The 25,362-nt window shown below is 46.9% G+C and carries 27 protein-coding genes, 1 pseudogene and 1 riboswitch; of the genes and pseudogenes, 27 read left to right on the plus strand and 1 reads right to left on the minus strand.

Annotation, left to right across the window (positions count from 1 at the left end):
* The first annotated feature begins 95 nt into the window (after positions 1–95).
* From AC3WTP_RS04135 to AC3WTP_RS04255, 25 genes and pseudogenes are all read left to right on the plus strand, one after another.
* Positions 96–680 (plus strand): sigma factor-like helix-turn-helix DNA-binding protein, encoded by a 585-nt coding sequence (locus tag AC3WTP_RS04135; protein ID WP_492393293.1) that lies wholly within the window; start codon positions 96–98, stop codon positions 678–680.
* A gap of 109 nt (positions 681–789) precedes the next feature.
* Complete coding sequence (locus tag AC3WTP_RS04140) at positions 790–954, plus strand: hypothetical protein (protein WP_492393294.1); 165 nt, start codon at positions 790–792, stop codon at positions 952–954.
* Entirely contained in the window at positions 951–1,373 is a 423-nt protein-coding gene (locus AC3WTP_RS04145) for a phage tail terminator family protein (protein WP_492393295.1), read from the plus strand. Before AC3WTP_RS04140 ends, AC3WTP_RS04145 begins: the two co-directional genes overlap by 4 nt.
* 130 nt (positions 1,374–1,503) lie before the next feature.
* Positions 1,504–2,823, plus strand: a complete 1,320-nt coding sequence (locus AC3WTP_RS04150) for a phage tail sheath family protein (RefSeq protein ID WP_492393296.1) — start codon at positions 1,504–1,506, stop codon at positions 2,821–2,823.
* 15 nt (positions 2,824–2,838) lie between these two features.
* On the plus strand, positions 2,839–3,297 hold the full coding sequence (locus tag AC3WTP_RS04155) for a phage tail tube protein (protein WP_492393297.1): 459 nt from the start codon (positions 2,839–2,841) through the stop codon (positions 3,295–3,297).
* A gap of 18 nt (positions 3,298–3,315) precedes the next feature.
* Positions 3,316–3,723: a phage tail assembly chaperone gene (locus tag AC3WTP_RS04160; RefSeq protein ID WP_492393298.1), complete on the plus strand. Its 408-nt coding sequence runs from the start codon at positions 3,316–3,318 to the stop codon at positions 3,721–3,723.
* 674 nt (positions 3,724–4,397) lie between these two features.
* Positions 4,398–6,296 (plus strand): tape measure protein, encoded by a 1,899-nt coding sequence (locus tag AC3WTP_RS04165; protein WP_492393299.1) that lies wholly within the window; start codon positions 4,398–4,400, stop codon positions 6,294–6,296.
* Between the two features lie 11 nt (positions 6,297–6,307).
* On the plus strand, positions 6,308–6,979 hold the full coding sequence (locus tag AC3WTP_RS04170; protein WP_492393300.1) for a LysM peptidoglycan-binding domain-containing protein: 672 nt from the start codon (positions 6,308–6,310) through the stop codon (positions 6,977–6,979).
* Complete coding sequence (locus AC3WTP_RS04175) at positions 6,976–7,929, plus strand: XkdQ/YqbQ family protein (protein WP_492393301.1); 954 nt, start codon at positions 6,976–6,978, stop codon at positions 7,927–7,929. Before AC3WTP_RS04170 ends, AC3WTP_RS04175 begins: the two co-directional genes overlap by 4 nt.
* Entirely contained in the window at positions 7,929–8,168 is a 240-nt protein-coding gene (locus tag AC3WTP_RS04180) for a DUF2577 family protein (RefSeq protein ID WP_492393302.1), read from the plus strand. Before AC3WTP_RS04175 ends, AC3WTP_RS04180 begins: the two co-directional genes overlap by 1 nt.
* Before the next feature lie 2 nt (positions 8,169–8,170).
* The gene (locus AC3WTP_RS04185; RefSeq protein ID WP_492393303.1) at positions 8,171–8,599 is read left to right on the plus strand and encodes a DUF2634 domain-containing protein; all 429 of its coding nucleotides are present in this window, start codon (positions 8,171–8,173) and stop codon (positions 8,597–8,599) included.
* Positions 8,600–9,673 carry a baseplate J/gp47 family protein gene (locus AC3WTP_RS04190; protein WP_492393304.1) on the plus strand — a complete coding sequence of 358 codons (1,074 nt, stop codon included), beginning with the start codon at positions 8,600–8,602 and terminating at the stop codon, positions 9,671–9,673.
* A complete protein-coding gene (locus AC3WTP_RS04195) occupies positions 9,663–10,193 on the plus strand; it encodes a putative phage tail protein (RefSeq protein WP_492393305.1) in 531 nt (176 codons plus the stop codon). Before AC3WTP_RS04190 ends, AC3WTP_RS04195 begins: the two co-directional genes overlap by 11 nt.
* Entirely contained in the window at positions 10,193–12,262 is a 2,070-nt protein-coding gene (locus tag AC3WTP_RS04200; protein WP_492393306.1) for a hypothetical protein, read from the plus strand. The genes AC3WTP_RS04195 and AC3WTP_RS04200 overlap by 1 nt, the downstream gene beginning before the upstream one ends.
* Before the next feature lie 14 nt (positions 12,263–12,276).
* On the plus strand, positions 12,277–12,735 hold the full coding sequence (locus tag AC3WTP_RS04205) for a hypothetical protein (RefSeq protein ID WP_492393307.1): 459 nt from the start codon (positions 12,277–12,279) through the stop codon (positions 12,733–12,735).
* Entirely contained in the window at positions 12,728–12,865 is a 138-nt protein-coding gene (locus AC3WTP_RS04210) for an XkdX family protein (RefSeq protein WP_492393308.1), read from the plus strand. Before AC3WTP_RS04205 ends, AC3WTP_RS04210 begins: the two co-directional genes overlap by 8 nt.
* A gap of 84 nt (positions 12,866–12,949) precedes the next feature.
* Positions 12,950–13,366, plus strand: a complete 417-nt coding sequence (locus AC3WTP_RS04215) for a phage holin family protein (RefSeq protein WP_492393309.1) — start codon at positions 12,950–12,952, stop codon at positions 13,364–13,366.
* Positions 13,353–14,003, plus strand: coding sequence for a glycoside hydrolase family 73 protein (locus AC3WTP_RS04220; RefSeq protein WP_492393310.1), 651 nt, complete (start codon positions 13,353–13,355; stop codon positions 14,001–14,003). The genes AC3WTP_RS04215 and AC3WTP_RS04220 overlap by 14 nt, the downstream gene beginning before the upstream one ends.
* Before the next feature lie 431 nt (positions 14,004–14,434).
* Positions 14,435–14,695 carry a hypothetical protein gene (locus AC3WTP_RS04225; RefSeq protein ID WP_492393311.1) on the plus strand — a complete coding sequence of 87 codons (261 nt, stop codon included), beginning with the start codon at positions 14,435–14,437 and terminating at the stop codon, positions 14,693–14,695.
* 16 nt (positions 14,696–14,711) lie between these two features.
* A pseudogene (locus AC3WTP_RS04230) lies at positions 14,712–15,101 on the plus strand (manganese catalase family protein); the annotation flags it as partial.
* Positions 15,102–15,570: 469 nt separating this feature from the next.
* Positions 15,571–16,185 carry a YitT family protein gene (locus AC3WTP_RS04235; protein ID WP_492393345.1) on the plus strand — a complete coding sequence of 205 codons (615 nt, stop codon included), beginning with the start codon at positions 15,571–15,573 and terminating at the stop codon, positions 16,183–16,185.
* Positions 16,186–16,354: 169 nt separating this feature from the next.
* Positions 16,355–17,041, plus strand: coding sequence for a response regulator transcription factor (locus tag AC3WTP_RS04240; protein ID WP_492393312.1), 687 nt, complete (start codon positions 16,355–16,357; stop codon positions 17,039–17,041).
* 10 nt (positions 17,042–17,051) lie between these two features.
* Positions 17,052–18,083 (plus strand): sensor histidine kinase, encoded by a 1,032-nt coding sequence (locus AC3WTP_RS04245; protein ID WP_492393313.1) that lies wholly within the window; start codon positions 17,052–17,054, stop codon positions 18,081–18,083.
* A gap of 115 nt (positions 18,084–18,198) precedes the next feature.
* On the plus strand, positions 18,199–18,879 hold the full coding sequence (locus AC3WTP_RS04250) for an ABC transporter ATP-binding protein (protein ID WP_492393314.1): 681 nt from the start codon (positions 18,199–18,201) through the stop codon (positions 18,877–18,879).
* Entirely contained in the window at positions 18,879–21,416 is a 2,538-nt protein-coding gene (locus AC3WTP_RS04255) for an ABC transporter permease (protein ID WP_492393315.1), read from the plus strand. Before AC3WTP_RS04250 ends, AC3WTP_RS04255 begins: the two co-directional genes overlap by 1 nt.
* A 297-nt stretch (positions 21,417–21,713) precedes the next feature.
* Here the strand turns inward: AC3WTP_RS04255 and AC3WTP_RS04260 are convergent, their stop codons facing one another.
* On the minus strand, positions 21,714–22,598 hold the full coding sequence (locus tag AC3WTP_RS04260; RefSeq protein ID WP_492393316.1) for a LysR family transcriptional regulator: 885 nt from the start codon (positions 22,596–22,598) through the stop codon (positions 21,714–21,716).
* Positions 22,599–22,724: 126 nt separating this feature from the next.
* Here AC3WTP_RS04260 and AC3WTP_RS04265 point away from each other — a divergent pair, with 126 nt between their 5' ends.
* Positions 22,725–24,002, plus strand: coding sequence for an adenylosuccinate synthase (locus AC3WTP_RS04265; RefSeq protein ID WP_492393317.1), 1,278 nt, complete (start codon positions 22,725–22,727; stop codon positions 24,000–24,002).
* Positions 24,003–24,090: 88 nt separating this feature from the next.
* Positions 24,091–24,169, plus strand: a riboswitch (ZMP/ZTP riboswitch).
* Between the two features lie 56 nt (positions 24,170–24,225).
* A complete protein-coding gene (locus AC3WTP_RS04270; RefSeq protein ID WP_492393318.1) occupies positions 24,226–25,068 on the plus strand; it encodes a bifunctional 5,10-methylenetetrahydrofolate dehydrogenase/5,10-methenyltetrahydrofolate cyclohydrolase in 843 nt (280 codons plus the stop codon).
* Positions 25,069–25,362: the final 294 nt, after the last annotated feature.

Genomic DNA, 25,362 nt, shown 5'->3' on the forward strand with positions numbered 1-25,362 from the left:
TGATTTTTTTTACTCTAAAAACAGAACATACGTTCTTTTTTTGACGGAATTAGTTCATGAGAATGGAATACAAAAATGATGAAGTGGGTGAGTATATGGAAAATTTAACGATAGAGTACAAGAAGACCTTCAGTAAATTGAGAGGATCATATGAATCGCTTAAAGAGCTGCGAGATGCGAAGAAGGAGCAGCAATTAGCGCTAATGGCCAAGCTGACGCTGATCACGACATGGGAAGATGAACGGATCCTGCTAGAGCAGGAGATTGTACAGTTGGAAAAGGACTTGAAGCTTATCGCAGCGATGAGATCGGATGTGGAATATGTCATTGAGTGGCTGGAGACGGGCAAGCGTCCTGGAAACAAGCGGGGGATTGAACGGCGCGCCGCGTATCAGCGCGTACGACCTGTTGATCCGCTTAAGCTGCAGGCGTATGTGGCGAATACATCCGGCGGAGGAGCTGTACAGGCTATAGGTGTAACCGAACGGGAAAGAGAACGGATCGAATATGCGCTAGGGCAGCTGACACCAAGGGAAAGAGAGTGCTATGTCATGGTCAGAGGAAATGGGTTGTCATACGGAGAAGCGGCAGCAACGCTAGGACTCGCAAAAGGCTCGGTGCAGTGGTTTATTAAGTCGGCGGATACGAAGCTAAGGATCTATAACGAACAAAGCAGCTAGTGTAATTGATATTAGGAGCCTTCCCTTACGAAAGCCACCTAATAGATAGAAGGACATTTTCCTCTCAACTGCAGAGTCAGTTGAAGGGGGCATAGGGCAGTGAAAGGAGGTGAAGGCAGTTGATCTGGTTAGAGACGGCAATGCGGGCTTCACGTGTGACAATCCATGCGATGCAGCAATGGAGAGCAAGGCCAACGCTGAAGCCGCCCTAAGGGCAGTGATGGACAGGTCAGTAGAGTCGAAGAATACCCCAAGAGGGGAGGATACAGTGTGACAGGACAAGAATTAGTCGAAGCAATTGCTAGAAAGCTGAGATTGCTATATCCTGATCGACCTGTATATGTCGATGAGCTGCCAGCAGATGCTGTCGGTAATCATGTTGTCCGATGTATCGCTTATGCGCGCAGCAAGCAGTTGGGGCGCCGCCGTACAGACTCCTACAGCTTCGAGGTTCTGTATCATAAGGCGGACAATGACGGGATGTCCTTTACGAGTTGGGCAGAGACGCTGTGCTTCGAGTTGGAGACATTGGAGGTTTCGGATCAACAAATCCATATGAATAACGGACAGGCTAAGCTCGAGAATGGGAACGTGTTTCATTTTACGGTAAATGCGGGAATTACGGGTCTTATGCCATCACAGTCTGGTGATGCGATGGACTCCATACAACTGGTGGAGAAGCTGAAGGCGTGAACAGGCGACATGCTTCAAGCGAGATGTCTGACATTCTATCAGGGACTTCTTAATTATACAAGGCAGTTATACAGCTTGACGGAAGTTGATAGGTTAGTTAATCCACATATAAATAGAAAGGTATGATCATATGCCAATTGGTGGCGGTACATTTACATTGCAGAACAAGGTGCTCCCAGGAGCCTATATTAACTTTGTGTCAACAGGCAGCAGTGTCACAGCGGGTACACGAGGTATTACGTCTTTGCCGTTGAAGCTGAACTGGGGTGAGGAAGATAAGATCATCAAGATGGATGCGTCAGATTTTAACAAGAAGTCACTTGAGGTGTTTGGCTATGAGCCGACAGCGCCAGAATTGCTGCTGATTCGCGAATGCTTCAAGCGCACCAAGACGCTCTTGGCATGCCGTGTCAATGGCGGAGGCGAGAAGGCCTCGCAAACGGTTGGCGGCGTAACGGTAACCGCTAAGCACAGCGGGACGAGAGGCAATGACATTCGAGTAGCCGTTATGGCTAACCCGGACAGCGGCTTTGACGTTATCACTTATCTGGGAACGGCAAGCACAGACAAGCAGACGGTAACGACTGCGGCCGAACTGAAAGGGAACGACTATGTTACTTTCGATACCACAGGTATTTTATCCGCTGCTGCAGCTGCTGCGCTCTCAGGCGGTACTAATGGTACGGCGAATGCGGAGGCGTACTTCGCTTATTTGACAGCATTGGAAGTGGAAAGCTTCAATGTGCTGGGCTATCCGGGCACGGATGCGAGCATCAAATCGCTGTTCGTGGCGTTCACAAAGCGCTTGCGGGATGAAGATGGACGAAAAGTCGTCAGCGTGCTATACAATCAGCCGGCGGATTATGAGGGCATCATCAATGTCAAGAACGGTGTCGTGCTGGAGGATGGAACGACATTATCGGGCGACAAGGCGGTTGCGTGGGTAGCAGGTGCTGCTGCGGCTGCTGAGGTGAATCAAAGCCTGACGAACGAAGCCTATGACGGCGCTATTGATGTTGATATCAAATATACGAAGTCACAGTATGAGGCCGCGATCAAAGCGGGAGAATTTGTATTCTATGCTGAGGATCAGAAGGCACGTGTCCTGACGGATATCAACAGTCTGATTACATTTGACGGCGGGAAATCTTCGGACTGGACGAGCAACCGTGTGATGCGCGTGCTGGATAACTGGGCGAACGATGTAGCTCGCATATTCGGTAAGTCTTATATCGGAAATATGACGAACAACGATACAGGGCGACAGCTGTTCAGGGCGGATCTGATCTCTCTTGCTCTGCAGTATCAAGCGATCGGCGCTATCAGCGAGTTTGATAGTGCGGATATTGAGATTGCGCAGGGTGCCGGAAAACGAGACGTATCGGTTATCAGCGCTATCAAGCCGAATGACAGCATGGAAAAACTCTATATGATTGTTAATGTTGCCTAATGGGGGGGATCGTAGATGAAAACAATGAACGCACAAGACACGATTAATGGTAAAGAAGGACGAGCATACGTCAAGATCAACGGGAACAATGAGGAGTTGTTCTTTGCCAAGACGATTGAGGCGAAGCTGGAAAAAGCGAAAGCGGAAGTGAAGTCTATCGGCAAGCGCATGACCGGCCACAAGACAACGGGACTCAACGGCACAGGAAGCATGACCATCTACTATGTAACACCGATGTTCCGCAATATGATTCAACAATTCAAGGATAAGGGCAAAGATGTCTATTTTGACATGCTGGTGGAAAACGATGACCCTGCAAGTGCAGCTGGCAAACAGACGATCTACTTGATGGGTGTCAACTTGGATTCGACCATTCTAACGAAGTTGGATGGCGACAGCGACGATCCGCTCGATGAAGAAACAGACTTTACCTTTGAAGATTTCGTCATCATGCAATCCTTCAACCAAATTTAAAGCAAAGGGGTTCTAAATATGGGTAAGCTGCAGGAATTTTTGATGCACAATGAAGTGCAGACTGAAGTGAAAATGGAAGTGGACATTAAGCCATTTCCTGTTCCGTTCATCATTCGTTCGATTACAGAGGCGGAGAACAAGCAGATTCGCAAGAGCTGCCAAAAGACCAATTTCAATAAGAAGACACATCAGAAGGAAGTGGAAACCGATTCTGATCTGTATTCAAACCGTCTCTTAATCACTTGCTGCCTGGACCCGAACTTTAAGGATGCAGACCTGCAAGCCAAGTTCGGTGTGGTTGGAGCAGAAGCTTTGATTGATAAGCTGCTCAATCCAGGGCAGTACGCTGAACTGGTGCAGAAGGTGCAGGAGCTGAACGGCTTCGACCTTGATATTAATGATTTGGTAGAAGAAGCAAAAAACTAATCAAGCAGGGTGACGGCGAAGCCAACTACGCGCACTATGCCCTGCATCGGTTAAAGATCAGCCCGGACGAGCTCATGGTTAAGCCCATGCATGTCCGGGCTTTTATCTATGCTTCGATCGATCTACAGATCGAGAATGAGAAGAAACAGGCCGATAAAGCCAAACGAAAAAGGTAAGGGGGTGAGGTGATGTCCGAAGCGTCTGCAAGTGCTGGGGATAATGTAAAGTGTCCCAAATCACTTCAAAGAATTTCGCAGGGATTCGATCGTGTAATGAAGTCGATGGATGCTATGGGAAATAAAGTGCGAAATAGCGTGCCTGCCATATCCAAATTGCATGCATCATTGTCGAAAGCGCTCATGACCACCCCAATTAAGGGATCTGCTCAGCAGAAACTCACTGCTAATCCCAAGATTGCGGGACAAGGATTTGGCCGTGTAAAGCAGTTGATGGATACTGCCATTAATAGAGCGCAAAATAGCATAACTTCAATATCTAATCAGCTATCAAGATTATATAGATCTATGTCAAAAGAACTCATGAGTGCTCCAATTAAGGGGGGTGCTCAACAAAAACGGAGCATAAAGCCCAAAGCAGCAGGGCAAGGATTAGGTCGAGTAAGGAATGTTATGGATTCCGTTGGAAAGATGGTTCGGAATATGGGGTCGACACTAATGTCCAGAGCATCTGCATTAAGAGCATCGGTGTCCAAAGCGTTAACGAGTGCCAAAATAAAAGGTGCTGTGCAGCCTAAGTCTACCTCGCAGCCGAAGGCAGCACCTCAGCAAAGCGCAAGCAGCTTGAATAAGGGTCAGAGTGCGGCTGCAAGCGGTGACAAACAGAGTATAGACGTATGGGGAGGGATTACGTCAGCGATACAGTCAGCAGCATCTATGTTCAAGCAGATGGCGGCAGCTAGTGATGATTACGTGAATAGCAGCACTCGACTGGGGCTTATTAGTGACCAGTTTAATACGCAAGCTGAGCTGCAGGATAAAGTTCATAAAGCTGCTCTGCGCTCACGAACTTCATACTATGATACGGTTAGTGCCGTTACTAAGCTTGGATTAACGGCGGGTGATACATTTAAGGGGAACGATGAGATGATTGCTTTCACCGAGCTGATGCAGAAGTCATTTGCCATGTCAGGTAAATCTGCAAGTGAACAGCAAAACGGAATAAATCAGTTTGTTGGATCCATGTCAGCAGGTAAGTTGGATGCCAGTGGATTTCAATCTCTACAGGAAAACGCCTCGATAATTGCTCAAGCCATCGCAAGTTTTACTGGCAAGAGTATGACAGAACTTGAAGCTATGTCAGCACAAGGAGATATTACTGCAGACCTTATGAAGGCTTCTATGTTCAGCTTTGCGAATGAGATCGAGTCGAAGTTTGGAGATACCCCGCGCACATTCGAGAGCGCATGGTCCCAAATCAAAGACTTTGCAATCATGTCGTTTTCTGGAATTATGCAGTCGATCAATGGCTTCCTGAATAGCGATACAGGGGCTGCTATGGTTAATGGGATTATGGTGGCGATCAGTATGATTGCGGATGCAGTCACTTGGCTCTTTGGCATTATATCTGGAATAGGTACATTTATTCAAGATAATTGGTCTACGCTTCAACCGTTATTTACACAGATCGCGATTGCTGTAGGAGTTGCGTTGGTAACTGCATTTACAATGTGGGCGTTCTCCGCGATAGTAGCTGGTATTAGTGCCATATTATCTATGTCTCCTGTCATTTTGATTGCTTTTGCAATAGGGTTAGCCATCGGCTTTATCATCATTGCGCTTAATCAAATGGGTATGACCTTCGATCAAATATTTGGATTTGTCGGTGGGCTACTTGGAGGAATAATTGCAGTTTTTTACAACCTTGTTGCAGATATATGGAACCTACTTGCAGTATTTGGGGAGTTTTTTGCCACCATTTTTGATAATCCAATCAAAGCGATTGGAAGGTTATTTTATGGACTTGCAGACGTCGTATTGGGACTTCTTGAGACTATTGCTAATGCTATTGATGGAGTATTTGGAAGCAACCTTACTGAAACGATCAAGGGGTGGCGAGGCGGCCTCGCAGACATGGTGGATTCTGCATATGGAGAATCTACGATCAAGATAAAAAGAATGGAGAAACGCGATACAGGGCAAACGATTAAGGCAGGAAGTGACCTAGGATCAAATCTTATGAGCGGCATATCAGACAAGTTTAGCAGTGTATCGTCGATGTTTGAAGGGAATGCATTGGACTCTTTAGGCGATAAATTCAAACCGGACGATAAGGGTGCCGCCGGTCTGATGGGGAATAATTCGAAGATAAATGACATCGGCAGAGTTGGTGAGGTTGGCAAGATCAAGGACGATGTCAACATCGGTGAAGAGGATCTGCAGCTGCTTAAAGACGTGGCAGAGATGCGCTATGTACAGAACTTCGTTACGTTGACCCCAACGATTGCGATGGAAGCTCAGATCAGTGAAAGAGTAGATGTCGTCAGTGTACTAGATGAGATGGAACGCAGATTGGAAAATGAAATTGCGATGAGCGCAGAGGGCATATTTGCTTAGGAGGGGATCAGATGAGTTATCGAATGTTTTTGTTACTCAAGAGTCATGAGATTGAACTCCCTGTTCTTCCGGAGAAGCTTGAAGTGAGCTCTGCTGGGCGAAATGAATCGATGACGGTGTTGGGGCTGGGAGAAATCAATAAGATACAAGGCAAGGGACTCAAGGAGGTTACGATTGAGTCCCTTTTTCCTGCTCATTCAGCTCCCTATATAACGGGCAGAAAATGGCGCGAACCAATGGAGTATATCAGAGCCATCCAAGCCCATCGGGATACAGGCAGCCCAGCGCGATTACTTATCTATGGTACGGATCTGGATATCAATATCAATGTGGGTATTGAAGAGCTAACCTATGAAGAACGTGCAGGCGAAGTTGGAGATCTATATTACAGCCTTAAGCTGAAAGAATGGAAGGCATACTCGGCTAAACGTCTGTTGTTCCCTTTGAAGAAAACGGCCGCAGCTACGATAAGTCCCCCTAAGAGACCAGGCAGCCCCGCAGCCGCCAAGACCCATACTGTAGTCAAAGGGGAGAGCATGTGGGCTATCTGCAAGAAGCGATATGGCGATGGCAGCAAGTACCCACAGCTATATGCTAAAAATAAGGAACTGATCGATAAGCGAAACAAGGGCACGGGATTGCCGAAATATACAATTTATCCTGGGCAGGTATTGAAGCTATGAGCATGCAGATATTGTATCAGAACATCAATACGGGCAAGGCGCACGATATAACGTCGCTTGTGACGGATGCATCATGGAAAACGGTTCGGAGAGGCTCTCCCGGCTCCATGGAGCTCACGATCCTCCAAGATTCAGAAGTTGTAATCGATCATGGCGGCATCGTGGTATTGAAGAGTGAGAATACTGGATTCTTCTATGGCTATGTATTCAAATTCTCTCAGGACGAAACAGGCAGCATAAAAGCTACTGCCTATGATCAGATTCGCTATCTCAAGAACAAAGACACCTATGTATTCAAAGGAATGAGAGCGGATCAGATTGTAGCTAAGATTGCCGCTGATTACAATATCATGACGGGTAAGCTTGCAAACACCCATTATGTGATTCCATCGATGGTTGAGGACAGCAAAACGCTGCTGGATATTATCCTTAAAGCGTTGGATATGACACTGGTGAACAAGAATCAAATGTACGTTCTGTGGGATGATTACGGCTCTCTTCGTATCTCTGATGTAAAGGAGAGTCATATCGATCTGGTGGTAGGAGATGAGAGCCTCGCAACAGGCTATGAATACTCAAGCGACATTGACAGCGATACAGCCAATAAGATCAAGTTAGTACGAGACAATAAGGATTCAGGTAAACGCGATGTGTATATAGTCCAAGACAGCAACTCCATGAAACGTTGGGGAATTCTGCTGCACTCTGACAAAGTCGACGAGAACTTGAATAAAGCGCAGGTTGAGGATCGAGCCAGTATGCTGCTTTCTCTGAAGAATCGTCCATCACTGTCATTAAGTATGAAAGCGATTGGGGATCTGTCGGTGAGAGCGGGACGGGCTCTCTTTATTAGAATCGGGGATATCGGGGTGTCAGGGTGGTATATCGTAGATGAATGCACTCACGATTTGTTAAATGAAACGATGAGCCTGAAGTTGGTGGTGATGTAATGTTAAGTGAAAAAATTAAACGGCTAGCGTATCAAGCTGGAGAAACAGCCGTACCTGCAGCGATCATGTTTGGAGAAGTGAGGACTGTATCGCCCCTGGCTATATGGGTTGACAGCCGTTTTCTAATCGATAAGGACATGTTGATCATACCTAGAAATACCACACTTGACGTGGCTGATAAAGTCATCCTGCTGCGCAATGCAGGCGGTCAACAGTTTCTAATCATAGGGAGGCTGTGACGATGGCATTAATACCGGGCAATGCAGAGCAGATGATTATGATAGGCGACACTGTAGAGATCAGATCATCTGCGGAGCAGCCGTCTCTAACATACAAGATTGACTTCGATAATGGAAGGATTCACGGCAATATGGATGGCATCGATGCAGTAAGACAAGCGATCTATATGATCTTGCATACCAAGCGATTTGCTCATACGATCTATAGCTGGGATTACGGAATAGAGATCGATAGGGTGATCGGTAAAAGTGAGGCTGTCCTGCAGAGTGAGCTTAAGAGTGTTATAAGCGAAGCGCTAACATCTGATGCTAGGATTACGGATGTTACTGACTTTAGGATTAGAATACTGGACAAATGCACGGCAGCGGTAGAGTTTACCGCTGTTTCTATTTTCGGTGCTGTCCCGATCAGCGAGGAGGTGACGATATAAATGTTTGATTACTCAGCAATGACTTACGATGCGATCCTTGAGAGATGTCTCAGTCGCGTACCTGATAATTTGGACAAGCGAGAGGGTTCAGTTATTTACACGGCCATTGCTCCAGCAGCTGCCGAGTTAACTATGCTGTACTCGATCTTGTCTACCGAGATGGATCGGGCATTCCCTGATACCGCGACCGGCTTGGATCTAACCAACAAGGCTAAGGAGCGCAGTGTATTTCGTTTGCCAACAACAGCCGCAGTACGGAAAGGTGTATTTGCTGGGGCTGAAATACCGATCGGGTCACGCTTTTCGGGCGGAGATGTGAATTATGAGGTTACTGCTAAGATCGCTGACGGAGAGTATCAGTTGACCGCAGAGGAGCTAGGAGATATCGGTAACGTGTATACCGGCATCTTATTACCGATCGATTACATTAATGGGCTGACTAGTGCCGCTCTCACCGATGTGCTCATATATGGCGAGGATGAAGAATCTGACGAATCATTAAGAGCAAGATATTATGATTCACTCAACACAGAGGCATTTGGCGGTAATGTTGCGGACTATCGGGAGAAGCTGGAGAAGATGCAGGGAGTGGGCGCATGCAAGGTATTCCCAGTCTGGAATGGCGGCGGGACTGTCAAGCTTGTCATCACTGACAGCGCAGGCGGTGTACCGTCTGCTGAACTGATAGCGACTGTGCAAAATGAGATTGATCCACCAGGCTTCGAAGGACAAGGCAAGGGATGGGCACCGATTGGTCATACGGTCACGGTTGAAGGTGTGACAGGATTGACCATTAATGTTGCATTTCAGCTGACAATTGAACCGGGCTACAGTTGGGATGGCGTTAAAAGCAAAGTAACCACTGCTATACAGTCATATCTTAGTGAAACGATTAGCGGTTGGGCTAATGAAGAAGCTATCGTGCTGCGCATTAGCCAGCTTGACGCTAAGATACTAGCCGTGACAGGTGTATTAGATATTGTCAGCACTTCACTCAATGGGTCAGCCCAAAACTTAGTGCTGCAAGCTACGCAGATACCGCTTCTAGGGACGGTGAGCAACAATGCTTCGTGATTATTTGCCCAGTTACTTACATGAGATTCAAGAACTAAGCGTAATTACAGAAGTTGAACAGCAGGAGATTAATGTTGTAACTGATGCGATTAATAAAATAGCACAAGATTTTTCAGTCTTTACTTTAAGAGAACGAGGTATCATTCGCTGGGAGGGGATACTCAGCATTGCTGGTAAGATTGCTGATGACATAGACTCTCGACGGTTTCGTATTATCAGCCGCATACTCGAGCAGTTGCCAATCACGAAGCGCTCGTTATATACGCAGTTAGAGACGTTGTGCGGGAAAGATGGATTTACGTTAGAGATTAACGGTTCGGACTACACAATGCTGATTAAAGTAAACTTGATCTCAAAGTCAGCTTTCCAGGATGTAACCTCACTTATCCACCGGTCTATACCAGCTAATATCTTAGCACGGGTGCAGATAATGTATAATTCGCATGCAACGTTGAATAAGTTCAGCCATGATCAATTAGCCGCAAAAACACATTGTGAAATAAGAAATGAGGTGCTTTAATGCCAACTTCAACTACTAATCTGGGGTTGAAACTACCAGAAGATAGTGATTTCTATGATATCAGAGTCTTGAATGGTAACTTTGAGAAGATAGATGACATGTTTGGCAATAAGTCTGATCCACTTACACTGGCTCCAGGTACATCTACGGTTACCGTCGAACATGACACACCATTCATACTCGAGTCAATTACGGGACGAACGGAGTTGCGGGATGGAGTCGGTATCGTCAACGTTAAAAATCCATACGCAATAGTTACAGGAGGAAACTTACTACCAATCACTTACGACTTTGTTAATAACGTTAACAGAGCAACTATAACAGGCGAGTATACTTTCGAGTTTTTAGCCAAGCTTGCTACGGATAATATAGGACTTTTCTATGACTTGGAAGTCGAGCCTAATAAAACATACTATGTACGAACAGAGTGTTCCAACCCAATAGGAACTGTGAGATTCGAGTACTATAAAGATATGGCGAGTGCGGGAAGGATAGAGAACTTCCTTAAACCTCGGACATATCATAAAGCAAATGAACACAACTATGTTGCTATGCCGCCGAATTGCGGGTGTGTCCGCATCTATATATCTAATGAGCAAGAAAATGAAGTCTTCGCTACTGGTGAATATCGATTCAGTAACTTCATAATGGTACAGAGTGAAGTCCCAAAAGAGTTTAGACCTCAACAGAGAAGCATGTTTGCAGTAGGATGTGAGCTCATGTCTAATCCTATCGACGGAACAAAAGCAGATATGCTATATGTAGGTGACGATGGCCAACCTTATGTGCGTAAACTTTGGGACAAGGTATCTATAGATACCGACATAATACAAGCTGAGGGTATCGGATTTGTACAGACAGGGTTTAAGGTTCTTCCATTACGTCTTAAGGATTTAAGCTTGTTATTCAACAAAAGCACACGTCATATGACGAAGTACACTGGTTTACCTCTTACACATCTTGATGTTGCCGCATCTGCGAATTTTACAGCACCAGATCAATTCTTTGTTAATAACTCAGATTTACGCATTACAGTGAGAAATTCGGAGACAGGTTTTGGAGAGTCCTATAACCCTTCACCTGAGGAGGTAGCAGCATTTATTCTTGGTTGGAGAATTAACACGTTTGATAACGGATACAATTCGTTGTTCAATGGTACTGGTATAAGAGAATGGCACAAGATAGACTCAGCAACGGGCGAACCTATACCGAACACGGGTATTAGAACACTACCGACAGCAACGCATGATAAGTGGAAAAAGTATCAACTACAATACTTAAAAGCAATACCAATTACAGAACCTGTAGCCAACTATGAGTTTGGAGCAACTCTCTGTGCAGGATCAAACCAAGTTAAGGTAGGTAGTGGTATTGTGCTTAGAGAGCATGTCATACCAAAACAGGGCGGAGACAATAAGTACTATCTGCACTCACGAGTACACTACAGTCAACCAAAACACCTTGTAAAGAACATTCTTCAAACGTATCGGAATAATAAAGAAGACCATAACTGGAACTATTATAATTCCAATGTGTACACCGACTATGGAATACGGAATGGGGAATGTTTAACTCCCAACTTTGACACGTCCGCTGTGTACAACTTCACATATTTTATGTTAGATCCAACACTCTCAAGGCCTTTGGTTAGTAAGCTATCTACTAACTTGCGTGGTACGCTTACGGACACGGTGCAAAATGTGGCTGATCTACAGAAGCAAATGAGCGTGTTGAGCAATCAGAAATCGGATAAAGATGCGCCGCAGTGGATATGGCCGACATTGCTTAACGGATGGGTAGTAGATATTACTGTAGGGTACTACAAAGATTCTTCTGGAATAGTCAGGTTTGCAGGTAACATCAAAAACGGAACAAATGGTAGTATAGCATTTAAACTACCTGATGGGTATCGCCCTGATAGGATAACTCAAACACCTGCTGCATCTTACACAGGCAGTACTTGGAGTCCTTGTGTCATATCAATAGATGTTGATGGTAGCGTGTATATCGACAATAGCGGCACACCAGTAAAAATAACTTTATCAGGAGTATCATTCTTGGCTAAATAGTAGAGGTGATTAATTTGAAAGAAGCGTTTATAACAGACTTAAATGGTAGCTTTGGTGAGCCAACATTAGTTGCAGACTCTGCCAATGGAGTATACCCGCAATATACCACACCGCCGCGGGCGTACGACGAACAAGGCAACCAGATAAGCGATCCACCGCAACCAGTTTTGAGTGGCTACATTATTGCTGTACCGATGCCGCATGGACTCTATGAGCCAATCACATTTGATTTGGAGGAATATAAGGCGACTGATAAATCCATAAAAGGATTCAACCCATCGGTATTTTGGAGTGGTGGACAAGCTCCAGAACCAGTATCAGAAATGCCAAGAGAATTAGAGTTATTAGGCGAGCAGTTGGTACAACAGGAGCTAATCACATTGGATCTAAAGCAGCAGTACGATGCACTTGGCGGTCAAATCGTAGGTATGGAGCTAAGACTATTAGAACTGGAGGCGAAGTCAGATGTTTAATAGTGATTTTGAACGTTTACAGTACTACTATAACAAAGGATGGGCAAAGGAGCCGCAGCTTCGGCAATATGTTGCATTTGGCGTGATAACAGCCGAGCAATATACGGAGATCACCAATAAGCATTACTAAGCGCGGCCAAAACGGTAGGCGCTATTTTTATGCCCTCGATCACTGGTCGGGGGCTATTTACATTCCTTATAAGGTGGGAAGAATATGAAAGAAAATACGTTCAGCGCTGTGGTGGCTTCGATCGGCACGATCGTAAGCGTGTTCCTTGGCGGGTGGGATATCGCGCTCAAAATACTCGTGTTTTGCATGGTTGCTGATTACCTGACAGGGATTCTAGGCGCCATACATAATAAGTCGCTCAATAGCGAGATTATGTTTTGGGGCGGTGTCCGCAAAGCTATCGTATTCGTGGTCATAGCGTTGGCAGTGATGCTGGATGAAATGATAGGCAATGAGACACCGATATTCCGCACACTAGCATTGTATTTTTACATTGGCCGCGAGGGATTGAGCATTGTCGAGAATCTAGGGGTATTAAAGGTGCCGCTGCCAGCGTTTCTCAAGAAAGTGCTCGCACAACTTCAAGAGAAAGGAGATGGTGAACAACATGAAGCCAAATGATTTCATCTCCAAGATCGCTGCCTATGCGGTGGCGGATATGCGACGTTCGAGCATCCCCGCATCGCTGACGATCGCGCAGGCGATACTGGAAAGCGCATGGGGAGAATCGCAGCTGACGAAGCAGGGGAACAACCTGTTCGGCATTAAAGGTGTTGGCACTGCTGGGAGCGGAGAATATAGAACAGCAGAGTATAAGCCGAGTGGCGACAAGTATTACATCATGGCACAGTTCCGTCACTACCATAACTGGGGCGAGAGCATCACGGATCACAGCAAGCTGATACTAAACGGCACGAGGGACAAGCCCAACCGGTATCACGGTGTGCTGGGAGCCGACTACAAGACGGCTGCGTATGCGATCCATGCAGGCGGGTATGCGACCGATCCGGAATATCCGAAATTACTGATCGGCTTAATCGAGCAATACAAGTTATATGAGTTTGATATTGGGAAGGAGAACGACGCATTGAAGTTAACTGATAATCAACGTGATATGCTGGTGGAGACGCTGACCGAATTTAACCGCAAAGGAATCATAACAGACGCAACGTGGGTCGAAAAGGCCAAGAAGGGAACGCTCACCATTTCGGAGTTGACGTGGTTGAATACGATCATCTTGTTCCGCAGTATGAATTAAAATAGCTTGATAGGAAGCAGAGCAGTAAAGAGATATAGCCCACAGCGTATATATAAATACGAATAATTATCCGTGCATTGTCTCGTCTCTGAATCCTGTCAATCCAATTGTAAGCCATTCTTTTAAAAGTGCATGACGTATCTTCCTCTAGGACACCTCTTCATCTTCTGTGCAATACCCATTAAAACCTTCTGCAATTACCACAGTAACAATTCTAAGCATATGACCTCATTTTAAAAAGAAACCAGAAAAGCCAATAAATCAGAACATATGTTCATATTATAATACTATGAAGACAAATTTTCAATATTGAATAAGAACATACATTCGTATATATTGTAATAACAGCGTAATGATTCGAAAGTAATCCATACTTGTACGATATATTAGATGCATCATATGGTTAACAACCTGCTAAAGGAGATAGGGGCATGAGCAATGACAAGTTGCCGGATTGGATACAACCGCTTGTTGAGAAGAGAGCCGAGGAAGTAACTAATGAGGCATGTGAAAACGATGCAATGTTCTATATTTCCCATACAAGATTATTTGAAAAGGTACTCCGCCAAGCACCAATAGTTGTGAAGGAAGTGCTGATCTTAGAGGAGATGTACTCTGCAAGGTATGATCTGGTTGGGGAAGCATACAAGAAAGGCTTTATAGATGGTTATAGGAACAACAGACAAGAATAATAACTGATAACCTTGTGGAACAGAGGAATTCGCACATCTAGAAATGATAGCGACTATGGTCTACAAATTAACGAAAGATGCCACTCCTCAGCAAATGGAAGCAGCGGGGTTAGGCGCACACTACGCTGCTCATGATAACGCGCTGTACTACGAGAATGCAGGAGGAGTACCATGGACAGCGTCATACATCCAAGCCAAGGGCGATCCACTCGCGGATCTTTATGAAGATATCGCGGCTGAGGAGAAGGCGCGCGCCACTTATCAGTGGCTGATCGATATGACGGATGACGTGGATCTGCAGGACAGTTTGAAGTATTTGCGCCAGCGGGAGATTGTTCACTCGCTTCGTTTTCGGGAAGCGGTCGAGATCATTAAGGAGGAGCGGGGAGTGCGGCGATACTTCTAGGCGGCGAAGGAGGATTGCGTAGCATAATTGAGGAAATGCAGGAGGATAGCAATCTTAGCTGGTATTGAATTGAGCTCCAAGCGATTTAAAACGGAAAAATCCGAACGGCAGCGATAAATAAGGGATATGTCCTGTGTTGACCCCATATACATTATGGTATAATAACAATAACCGAGGGAAACCTCAAAACTAAATCGAAAGGATCAGGATACCAATGCGTCCCCGAAGGATGATGCCCCAAAGGACAATCTGGAAACGTTATGATCTTTCCTACACTTAGCTCCTCTCGCAGCAAGCAAACTGTCACTTGATGGTACGACTAACTGCGGAGAAGGATGAGTGGGACAAATGAATCGAAGGAACGTTCGAAGGACAATGTCCTCGCTTCGTACTCTCACAGTTGGTTTCAAACTGCAAACGAGAGGTTACGAAGATGAGGAAAAACGAAGCATTACGCAATTTTTGTTGGATGATGTTAGGATCAATGTTATTGGCTTTCAGTTATTATCACATTAATTTTCAGAACAATTTAGCTGAAGGCGGCTTTGTAGGATTGGCGCTGATCGGAAAGTATACGTTCGATTGGTCGCCTGCGATTACGGTATTATGTTTGGATATTCCCGTATTTATCGTGGCTTGGTTCTTGAAGGGCCATAAGTTTATTATGAACACAGCCTTGGCAACCGGCGTATTCTCACTGACCTATGAGTTATGTGAAAGGTATTCAACGCTAGTCATTGACTTGAGTTCAAGCATGCTGCTTGCAGCAATACTCGCTGGAGTTCTAACTGGCTTCGGAGCTGGTATTGTACTGCGACACGGCGGCGCTACAGGCGGCGACGATATATTGGCGCTGTATGTCAGCAAGGTGACGAAGCTAAGTGTCGGCACCGTATTCATTCTGTTTGACGTTGCGGTATTGTTAGTATCACTAGCATTTCTGCCGCTTATGGATACATTGTATACGATTCTATCCGTAAGTATTGCTGGTCAGGTTATTACGTGGACTGTACAGTTTGGCGTACATCGCCGTCCTGTCATTGCCGTTAAGCCTGCGCCTAAGGCACAGCATCAACATGGATAATGAATTGAGGAACCGTTCGATTTCTTTCCGAAGGAGAGAGACCGAACGGTTCCTTTTGGTTTACGGCGATTGACATATGTTTGACAAGTGACCTCTAGGAATAGATGGAAAATGTGAAGTATGATAGAGACAGTGCGATGCGACAAAAGAGCAAGAGGAGATATCCTAGATGCATAATCTATTAATCGTTGAAGACGATCCAGCATTGAATAACGGAATTTGCTTTGCCTTGCGCCAACAGGATATGACACTGCATCAAGCCTATACGATGGAACAGGCGAAGGAACTGCTGACTAAGCAGGAAATGGATCTGATTCTGCTGGATGTGAATTTGCCGGACGGTAGCGGCTTTGAGCTGTGTCAGGACATTCGCAAGCGTTCGGCTGTGCCGATCATATTCTCAACGGCCAATGATATGGAGATTGACATCGTGACCGGCTTGGAGCTTGGTGGCGATGATTACATAACGAAGCCTTTTAGCCTTATGGTACTGCGAGCGAGAGTGATGGCGATGCTGCGGCGGGGCGGCCAGTCGATAGAGACGGTGTCCAGGAAGATTGTCATAGACGAGTTTGTATTTGACTTTGACGCGATGGATTTCAGCAAGCGGAAGCAGACGCTGTTACTCAGCAAGACGGAACAGAAGCTGTTGAAGGCGCTCGTGAGCAATCGGGGCCATGTGATGTCTCGTTCGCTGCTCGTAGATAAGATCTGGACAGATGGCGCGGAATACGTCGATGAAAATGCATTGACGGTGACGATCAGCAGATTGCGCAATAAGCTAGAGGACTATCCGGCGAAGCCGCGATATATTCAGACCGTGTATGGGCTTGGCTATACATGGGCGTATGAATGAGGCTGCACATATGAACAAGACGACTCATTCCTTATTTACAGCAACTTATATTGTATTCGGCTGTTTACTAGGCACAGTGTCTGCTCTGTTTGCACTCTACATGTGGCTCATGATCCAGCGGCAGGGCGATGTCACGATGATGCCTGTATGGTTGTATATCACAGCGGTAGCTGTGCTTGTCATAGCGTTAATCTTGGTGTTGAAAATGAAGCTTGCCCGCGTGGTCGATCAGCTTGACGATATGATGGAGCACGCATTGCGGTACAAGCAAGTTGATGTATCCTACGATGAGACCAGCCTATCTGCGCTTGAGAATAAGCTGTGCCGCGTGCTTGAGATCTCAAGGGCGTCATCAAGCGCTATCGAGGAAGAAAAGAACAGCATCAAGAGTCTGATCTCCGACATCTCGCACCAGACGAAGACTCCGATCGCGAACATCGTGCTGTACGCACAGCTGCTGCAGGAGCATGACTGCTTGGATGAGTCCGCTGCGCAGCTCGTTGATGAAATTGCGGCACAATCGGACAAGCTCAGCTTCTTGATTCAAGCGCTGGTGCATATGTCGCGCCTGGAAACAGGGATCGTGAATGCGCAGGTGAAGCGGACGGCTCTGTATGATGTGATCGCGCAGGCCGTCGCGACGTATGCGAGTGAAGCAGAGAGCAAGCAGTTGGCGCTTCGGTTCGACTGTGATCGAGATATCATCGCACAGCTGGATCCGAAGTGGACGGCGGAAGCGATCGGGAATATCGTCCATAATGCGGTGAAGTATACGCCGAATGGCGGAAATGTTGAGGTAACTGTTGAGCAGTATGAGCTGTTTACCCGCATTAACGTGGCAGATAACGGAATGGGTGTAGAAGAAGGAGAGATTAATAAGCTGTTTCAACGTTTCTACCGCAGCAGACAGGCTGCACATATGGAGGGCGTGGGGCTTGGCTTATATCTGGCAAGAGAAATCATTAACGCACAGGGCGGATATATCAAGGTGAGCTCACGTGTTGGACAAGGCAGTGTGTTCTCGGTGTTTCTGCCGAATTAAGACGGGGATAACTAAATATTTCAATACCATTATATTTCAGAAATACGATCGAAAGGGTTGAGGACTATAGTCTAAGCATGAGGTGTTTAGACTATTTGGGTTGGAGGAATGACAGTTGAGTATATTGCAGACGGTTGAGCTGAAGAAGCAGTATGGACACGGGAATACGGCTGTAAAGGCGTTGGACGGGATCAGCATCGAAGTGGAGCAGGGCGAATATGCAGCGATTGTAGGCACGTCTGGGAGCGGGAAGTCTACACTGCTGCATATGCTGGGAGGACTCGATAGAGCGACTTCAGGCAAAGTAATTGTGGACGGCAAGGAGCTGTTTGCGCTCAATGATCAGGAACTGACGATATTTCGCCGCCGGAAGATCGGATTCGTATTCCAGAATTACAATCTCGTGCCCGTGTTGAACGTATACGAGAATATCATTCTGCCGATCGAGCTCGACGGCAATAAGGTGGATACGAGTTATGTGGACGAGATCGTACATATGCTGGGCATGGAGAGCAAGCTGAACAGCCTGCCGAACCAGTTGTCCGGCGGACAGCAGCAGCGAGTGGCGATTGCGCGCGCACTGGCGACCAAGCCTGCGATTATACTGGCGGATGAACCGACAGGCAACCTCGACAGCAAGACAAGTCAGGATGTGCTTGCACTGCTGAAGACGACAAGCCACAGATTCCAACAGACGGTCGTGATGATCACGCATAATGAGGAGATGGCGCAGACCGCAGACCGCATCATCCGCATCGAAGACGGCAAGGTGGTCACAGAGGCGGTGAAAAGGTAATGCTTGCAACGCCGAATAAACAAGCGATTAAGAAGCTTTCTATTAGAAGCCTAAGAGCGAACCGCATGCGCAACTGGTTTGCGATTGTGGCGATTGCTCTGACGACCATGCTGTTTACGAGCCTATTTACGATTGGCGCAAGCATGCTGGCATCCGTCGAGCAGAGCACGATGCGGCAGGTCGGTACTAGCGCGCATGGCGGCTTTAAGTACTTAACAACAGAGCAGTATCAGAAGCTGAAGGATCATAAGCTCATTAAAGAGCTGGGTCTATCTGTGATGGTGAATGTCGCGGAAAATGAACAACTGATCAAGCGATCTACCGAAATCCGATATGCGGATGAAACGTATGCGAAATTTATGTTTGCTCTGCCGACGACGGGCAGAATGCCAGAGCAGCCTGATGAGATTGCCACGGATACACTCGTGCTGGATCGATTGGGAATTCCGCATGAAGTCGGACAGAAGGTGAAGCTAAAGTATACGATCGATGGGCAACAAGTGCAGAAGGAATTTGTGCTAAGCGGCTTCTATGAAGGAGACATCGTCATTCCTGCAAGCATGATCTGGGTGTCGAAGAGCTTTATTGAACAGGAATTGGCAGGGATCGATCAGTCGCGGGCTAGAGATGGTCAGTCTTATACGGGATTGTTATTTGCAGATGTGATGCTGGACAATTCCGTTAACATCGAAGGCAAGTTGAACCGCATCTTGGAGGATAACGGCTTCACGGAGCGGGACATCCCAATAGGAGTGAACTGGGCATATGCGCCGACGCAAATGACGGTGGACATCGGCATGATAGCGGGCGTTGCAGGCGGAATCTTGCTCATCATGCTGAGCGGATATTTAATCATTTATAACATCTTCTACATTTCCATAGCAAAGGATATTAAGTTCTATGGACTTCTCAAAACGATCGGTACGACTCCGAAGCAGTTGAAGAAGTTGGTGCGGCGTCAGGCGTGGCTGCTATCCTGTGTCGGCATCCCGTTAGGTTTGCTGGCGGGATATGCAGTCGGGGCAGCGCTTGTGCCGGTCGTGATGCAGATGATGACGATGTCGCATGTGGGAGTCTCGATCCATCCGCTCATTTTTGTTGGCTCGGCGTTATTTGCCCTGCTGACGGTGTTCATTAGCTGCAATAAGCCGGCCAAGACAGCTGCAGGAGTATCGCCGATTGAGGCGGTTCGCTATACCGATGTGAGCGGGGCGAGTCGGAAAGGGCTGAAGAAGTCGATCAGCGGCGCGAAGCTTCATCGCATGGCGTTCTCGAACGTATTTCGCAACAAGAAGAAGGCAATGATCGTGCTCTCTTCCTTATCGCTTAGCATCATCCTGCTCAATAGCGTCTACACAATGGTAACAGGGTTCGATATGGACAAGTATCTGGAGACCGAAATGCAGACTGACTTCGTGATCGGAGATGTCGGCTTGTTCAACGTGAATATCGGCTTCAATGGTCAGGATACGGTGACAGAGGAGCTAGTGGCAAGTCTCGCTGCGCGCGACGGGGTTGAGGATATAGGGAGTGTGTACTTTACCGCAGGGGAGCATCCGATAACGGGTACAACGCGAGAAAGCTTTCAACGTCTGATCCCTAAGCTGCTGTCGCATCCAGAGCGCGATATGCAATATTCCGTGGACACGGTGCTTGCTGTTAAGAAGATGCCGATGAAGCTTCATGGTCTTGATGAATTTGCAGCTGAGCATCTAGAGATTAAGAAAGGAACCTATGACGCCGAGAAGTTCAAGTCCGGAGATTATATCGTCGTCATGCCTAACTATGAAGATGAGGACTTGGTTGAGAGTATCTACGAGATCGGGGATCAGGTCACGCTAGCACTTGAGAACGGTGAGGAAAAGACTTATGAAGTCATGGCGCTGGGCACGATTCCGCACAGCATGTCATCCAGATGGACGAGTATGTTAGGTATGGAATTCTTCCTGCCTGCAACGGAATTCAAGCATCAAGTCAGCCATCCGACGATTATGACAACGGTATTTGACGTTACGGATGAACAGACGGAGGCGATGGAACAGTACCTTGCTCATTATGTCGACAAGGTTGATCCTATGCTGGACTATGAATCCCGCGCAACCTATGCGGAAGAGTTCAAGAGCATGCAATCAACCTTTACAGGAGTAGGCTACACGCTAAGCAGCAGCATCGCCTTGATCGGCATCTTGAACTTCATCAATTCTATGGTGACGAGCATCATTTCCCGCCGCAATGAAATTGCGATGCTGCAGAGTATCGGAATGACGAATCGCCAGGTGAATAAGATGCTCATGTTTGAAGGCTTATACTATGCGTTGCTGACGCTTGGAATCGTCTGTACGTTCGGCATGCTGCTGACTTATTTCGGTGTATCGGCCTTTGCAGGTCAATTCTGGTTCTTCAGCTATCACTTTACGGTATTGCCAATTGCGATATGCGCGCCGCTCTTGATAATGATTGCGCTGGCAGTGCCTATGCTCAGTTATCGTACGGCGAGCAGGATGAGCATCGTGGAGCGCTTGCGAGAAATGGAATAGCATCTGGTAGTTGGAGATGTTGCGGACACAGGAGACGCTATTCATGAAAATAGACAGCATTTTTCGAGTTTGGTGGACACAGAAGCCGTTATTTAGCTCAAATCGGGTAGTTTCATGCTGATGTGATGCAAATAACGGAACCACGGTCCGCTTTACCGAAAAAATAGCGTTTTTGAGGCTAAATAAGGTACCGTGTGTCCGCATGAATCGCATCCGATGCATGCAACGCTATCATTTCTACGGCTGAAGCCCGTTGTATAATACGAAGCCGTTCCCTGAAGTCAATGGGAACGGCTGTTAGGTTTGCAGCAGCATGTTATGCAAATGTGCTGCCGCAAAGGATAAGGGTGTTCTTTTGCGTTTAATAATACCTATTTTGCGCGGAGGCAGAGGGTTCTGAAGTTGAATTTCATATAGTGAATTCCCGATTAACTCTTGAGCAATAAATTCCTTAATGACACAAGCGATGCCAAACCCGCTGCGCGCGAATTCGATCAGCAGATCCACACTCCCTAGTTCAATCTCCGGCTTAATTGTCAAACCTTGCTCAAAGGCGATCTCATCTAGGTAGGCGCGGGTACGGCTGCCCTTTTCCAGCAGCACAACGGGATAAGTAAGCAATTGTTCCAGAGAGATAACGGTCTCCGACAATTGTTTGTAGCTCTCTCCCGCGATAAAGCAGTCATGGATAGTCATTCCCTCCTGAATCTCAATGTTCGGATCGGACAGGGGAAGATTCACGATGCCGAGATCAATCTTTCCTTCCTTCAAGAGAGAGATCGTTTCAGCGGTTGTGCGGTTGATAACCTGAATCTTGATGCTAGGAAACGATTCGTGATAAGCCTTCAGATGCGGCAGGAGGTAGTGTTTGCACAGCGTATCGCCAGCCCCGATCTTGACTTCTCCGCTAATGAGCTCGTGCATCTCGCCAATCTTCCGTTCACCTTCAAGAATAAAATGATATGCCTGCTCAATATAAGTGAAGAGCATGCCACCTTCGGCAGTTAGGGTAACACCCTTAGAAGTTCGGATAAACAGCGGACCGCCGAGCTTGCTCTCCAATTGCTTAATCGCATGGGTAACGGCTGGCTGTGTAATAAACAATTCCTCTGCGGCTTTGGATAGGCTGCCTGTCTTAGCCGTGAAATAAAATACCTGATAAAGGTCCATATTATGGATCATCTTATTCACCTCAAAGTGTTATAATCCACATTTATAACTGCTATTATAAATATTAATTTTTTTAATGATGCAATGTTTATTATACTTGAAGGCAGAACAATATTCCAACAGCGGAGGCATGTGAATATGACAATTACAGCTATAGTAGGCGCTAACTGGGGCGATGAAGGAAAAGGGAAGATCACGGATGTGCTGGCAGCGCAATCTCAATATGTGGTTCGATATCAGGGAGGAAGCAATGCGGGGCATACGATAATTAATCATTATGGAAAATTTGCTCTGCATCTGCTGCCGTCGGGTGTATTCTATCCAGGAGTTACGAACGTGATTGGCACAGGTGTTGCCTTGAATATTAACAACCTGCTGAGTGAACTAGGCGAATTAGCGAAGCGTGGCGTGCCTACGCCGAATCTGAAGGTTTCCGACCGTGCGCAGATCGTGCTTCCTTATCATATCTTGTTCGACGAGTTAGAAGAGGAACGGCTCGGAGACCGCAAGTTCGGTTCGACGAAACAGGGAATTGCTCCATTCTATGCGGACAAATATGCGAAGCTTGGAGTTCAGGTTGCGGATCTATATGATGAAGCACGCCTTCGTTCAAGGCTCAGCACTTCATTAGAAGCGAAAAATGTACTCCTGCAGCACCTCTACAACAAGCCTGCCTATGACATCGAGAACCTGGTTGCGGATTTGCTGAAGCAAGCGGAACTCTTGAAGCCATTTGTATGCGATACGACGGAGCTTCTTAACCAAGCTCTGCAAAGAGGAGAGAACATCGTAGTTGAAGGACAGCTGGGCGCGCTGCGAGATCCGGATCACGGCATCTACCCATATTCGACATCTTCTTCAACATTAGCGGGATTTGCAGCCGTTGGAGCGGGTGTTCCACCACAAGCGATTACGAGAGTCGTTGCTGTTACGAAAGCATATTCGAGCTGTGTAGGGGAAGGACCATTTGTAACGGAAATAGCAGGTGAGGCTGCTCATGAGCTGCGGAGACGGGGCGGAGATGCGGGCGAATTCGGCGCTACGACGGGACGAGCAAGAAGTGTAGGCTGGTTTGACGCAGTAGCAACCAAGTATGGCTGCAAGGTTCAAGGGGCAACGGAGGTTGCTTTGACGAACCTGGATGTGCTGGGGTATCTGGATGAGATTCAAGTATGTACGGCATATCAGATCGGGGATAAGCAAACGACGGTATTCCCGGTAACTTCGCAATTAGCTCTGAGCAAACCAGTATATGAGACACTTCCAGGCTGGAAATGCGATATTTCACATATCCGATCCTTCGAGGAGCTTCCTGAGGAAGCGAAGCAGTATGTTCAATTTCTAGAGAAGGTAATTGGCGTTCCAGTACGCTGCGTGTCCAACGGACCGAAACGTGAACAGATTATGAGTCGATAATAGATCATGAATGTTCGAAATTAGTTAGGCGGATTTGTTTCATCTGAATTGAATTATACGGTTGCAGTTGTTAAAATGGGATTAGCATATGACTATGTGTGACTGGCGGAGCATGGGGAACCATGAGGGAGCACATAGATAATCAGCCGTACGCCTGGGCAGAGGTAAGGGGAGCGATCCCCTTGCCTCTTTGTGTTTACTTCCACAGGAGAGGGCGGATTAGATGAGTACAGAAGCGTTGATTCTGGATGGCAATCGAGTAGCGGCAAGTATAAAGGAGAAGCTGGAGGAGCGAGTGGCCCGGCTCTCGGAGCGGGGAATCATTCCATGCTTAGCGACGATATTGGTGGGTGAAGATCCTTCATCTGCCACATATGTACGAATGAAAGGAAATGCGTGCAAACGCCTGAATATGCAGTCCATACGGGTTGAGCTGCCAGAGAGCACGTCGACCGATGAATTGATTGCGGCGATAAACACATTGAATGACGATCCTAGTGTTCACGGCATTCTGCTCCAGCATCCTGTACCCCACCATATCGATGAGCGGGCGGCATTTGAAGCGATTCGCATTGATAAGGATGTGGATGGCGTGACTACGTTAGGCTTTGCGCAAAATGCTTTCGGTTTCGCAGATTACCCGTCTTGCACACCGGTGGCTATTATGGCGATCTTGGACTATTACGAGCTTCCGATAGAAGGCAAGCATGCTGTGGTTGTAGGAAGAAGCCCGATTTTGGGCAAACCCGTATCCTTAATGCTGTTGAATCGCAATGCCACCGTGACGATCTGTCACTCCAAGACGGCAAACTTAGCGGACATCGTTCGTCAAGCTGATATTGTAGTAGCGGCAGTAGGCAAGCCAAAGTTCATTCAAGGGGATTGGATCAAGCCGGGTGCGGTCGTTATGGACGCAGGCTACAATCCAGGCAACGTCGGCGATGTTTACTATGACGCATGCTTGAAGCATGCGAGCGCGATTACGCCGGTACCGGCTGGTGTCGGTCCAGTCACGATCGCTACTCTGCTCAAGCACACGGTTGATGCTGCGGAGAAGCTAGCTTAAACAATATAAGGACTGTCGCTCTGCGCGGCAGCCTTAATTGGTTGTTAGAGAACATGTTATAGAAACTTGTACCCTCTATGGCAATCGGTCCTGAAAGTAAAAACCCACCCATAGGTTGACCGCCGACGGTGGGTTTTGTTTCCATTATAGCTCGAAAGGAAATAGACCATCCAAGCCAATTGTAAGGACCAAGTGTTAGCGCACTTGGTCTTTCTTATTAGTGCGCCCAGCATGGGCGCTATCTATAGGGTTCAAGTCCCGAACAGCGAAGGCAGTAGTAGCTGTAGCTTAAGA

The organism is Paenibacillus sp. EB106-04-04-XG159 (assembly GCF_058791835.1).

What these genes read in the sequence shown, in the direction of transcription:
- AC3WTP_RS04155 (WP_492393297.1), top strand. Translation starts at nt 2,839, where the DNA reads ATGAAAACAATGAACGCACAAGACACGATTAATGGTAAAGAAGGACGA.
- AC3WTP_RS04170 (WP_492393300.1), top strand. Translation starts at nt 6,308, where the DNA reads ATGAGTTATCGAATGTTTTTGTTACTCAAGAGTCATGAGATTGAACTC.
- AC3WTP_RS04185 (WP_492393303.1), top strand. Translation starts at nt 8,171, where the DNA reads ATGGCATTAATACCGGGCAATGCAGAGCAGATGATTATGATAGGCGAC.
- AC3WTP_RS04265 (WP_492393317.1), top strand. Translation starts at nt 22,725, where the DNA reads ATGACAATTACAGCTATAGTAGGCGCTAACTGGGGCGATGAAGGAAAA.
- AC3WTP_RS04235 (WP_492393345.1), top strand. Translation starts at nt 15,571, where the DNA reads ATGATGTTAGGATCAATGTTATTGGCTTTCAGTTATTATCACATTAAT.
- AC3WTP_RS04200 (WP_492393306.1), top strand. Translation starts at nt 10,193, where the DNA reads ATGCCAACTTCAACTACTAATCTGGGGTTGAAACTACCAGAAGATAGT.
- AC3WTP_RS04165 (WP_492393299.1), top strand. Translation starts at nt 4,398, where the DNA reads ATGTCCAGAGCATCTGCATTAAGAGCATCGGTGTCCAAAGCGTTAACG.
- AC3WTP_RS04220 (WP_492393310.1), top strand. Translation starts at nt 13,353, where the DNA reads ATGAAGCCAAATGATTTCATCTCCAAGATCGCTGCCTATGCGGTGGCG.
- AC3WTP_RS04215 (WP_492393309.1), top strand. Translation starts at nt 12,950, where the DNA reads ATGAAAGAAAATACGTTCAGCGCTGTGGTGGCTTCGATCGGCACGATC.
- AC3WTP_RS04190 (WP_492393304.1), top strand. Translation starts at nt 8,600, where the DNA reads ATGTTTGATTACTCAGCAATGACTTACGATGCGATCCTTGAGAGATGT.
- AC3WTP_RS04225 (WP_492393311.1), top strand. Translation starts at nt 14,435, where the DNA reads ATGAGCAATGACAAGTTGCCGGATTGGATACAACCGCTTGTTGAGAAG.
- AC3WTP_RS04150 (WP_492393296.1), top strand. Translation starts at nt 1,504, where the DNA reads ATGCCAATTGGTGGCGGTACATTTACATTGCAGAACAAGGTGCTCCCA.
- AC3WTP_RS04245 (WP_492393313.1), top strand. Translation starts at nt 17,052, where the DNA reads ATGAACAAGACGACTCATTCCTTATTTACAGCAACTTATATTGTATTC.
- AC3WTP_RS04210 (WP_492393308.1), top strand. Translation starts at nt 12,728, where the DNA reads ATGTTTAATAGTGATTTTGAACGTTTACAGTACTACTATAACAAAGGA.
- AC3WTP_RS04260 (WP_492393316.1), bottom strand. Translation starts at nt 22,598, where the DNA reads ATGATCCATAATATGGACCTTTATCAGGTATTTTATTTCACGGCTAAG.
- AC3WTP_RS04180 (WP_492393302.1), top strand. Translation starts at nt 7,929, where the DNA reads ATGTTAAGTGAAAAAATTAAACGGCTAGCGTATCAAGCTGGAGAAACA.
- AC3WTP_RS04175 (WP_492393301.1), top strand. Translation starts at nt 6,976, where the DNA reads ATGAGCATGCAGATATTGTATCAGAACATCAATACGGGCAAGGCGCAC.
- AC3WTP_RS04240 (WP_492393312.1), top strand. Translation starts at nt 16,355, where the DNA reads ATGCATAATCTATTAATCGTTGAAGACGATCCAGCATTGAATAACGGA.
- AC3WTP_RS04255 (WP_492393315.1), top strand. Translation starts at nt 18,879, where the DNA reads ATGCTTGCAACGCCGAATAAACAAGCGATTAAGAAGCTTTCTATTAGA.
- AC3WTP_RS04195 (WP_492393305.1), top strand. Translation starts at nt 9,663, where the DNA reads ATGCTTCGTGATTATTTGCCCAGTTACTTACATGAGATTCAAGAACTA.
- AC3WTP_RS04270 (WP_492393318.1), top strand. Translation starts at nt 24,226, where the DNA reads ATGAGTACAGAAGCGTTGATTCTGGATGGCAATCGAGTAGCGGCAAGT.
- AC3WTP_RS04135 (WP_492393293.1), top strand. Translation starts at nt 96, where the DNA reads ATGGAAAATTTAACGATAGAGTACAAGAAGACCTTCAGTAAATTGAGA.
- AC3WTP_RS04160 (WP_492393298.1), top strand. Translation starts at nt 3,316, where the DNA reads ATGGGTAAGCTGCAGGAATTTTTGATGCACAATGAAGTGCAGACTGAA.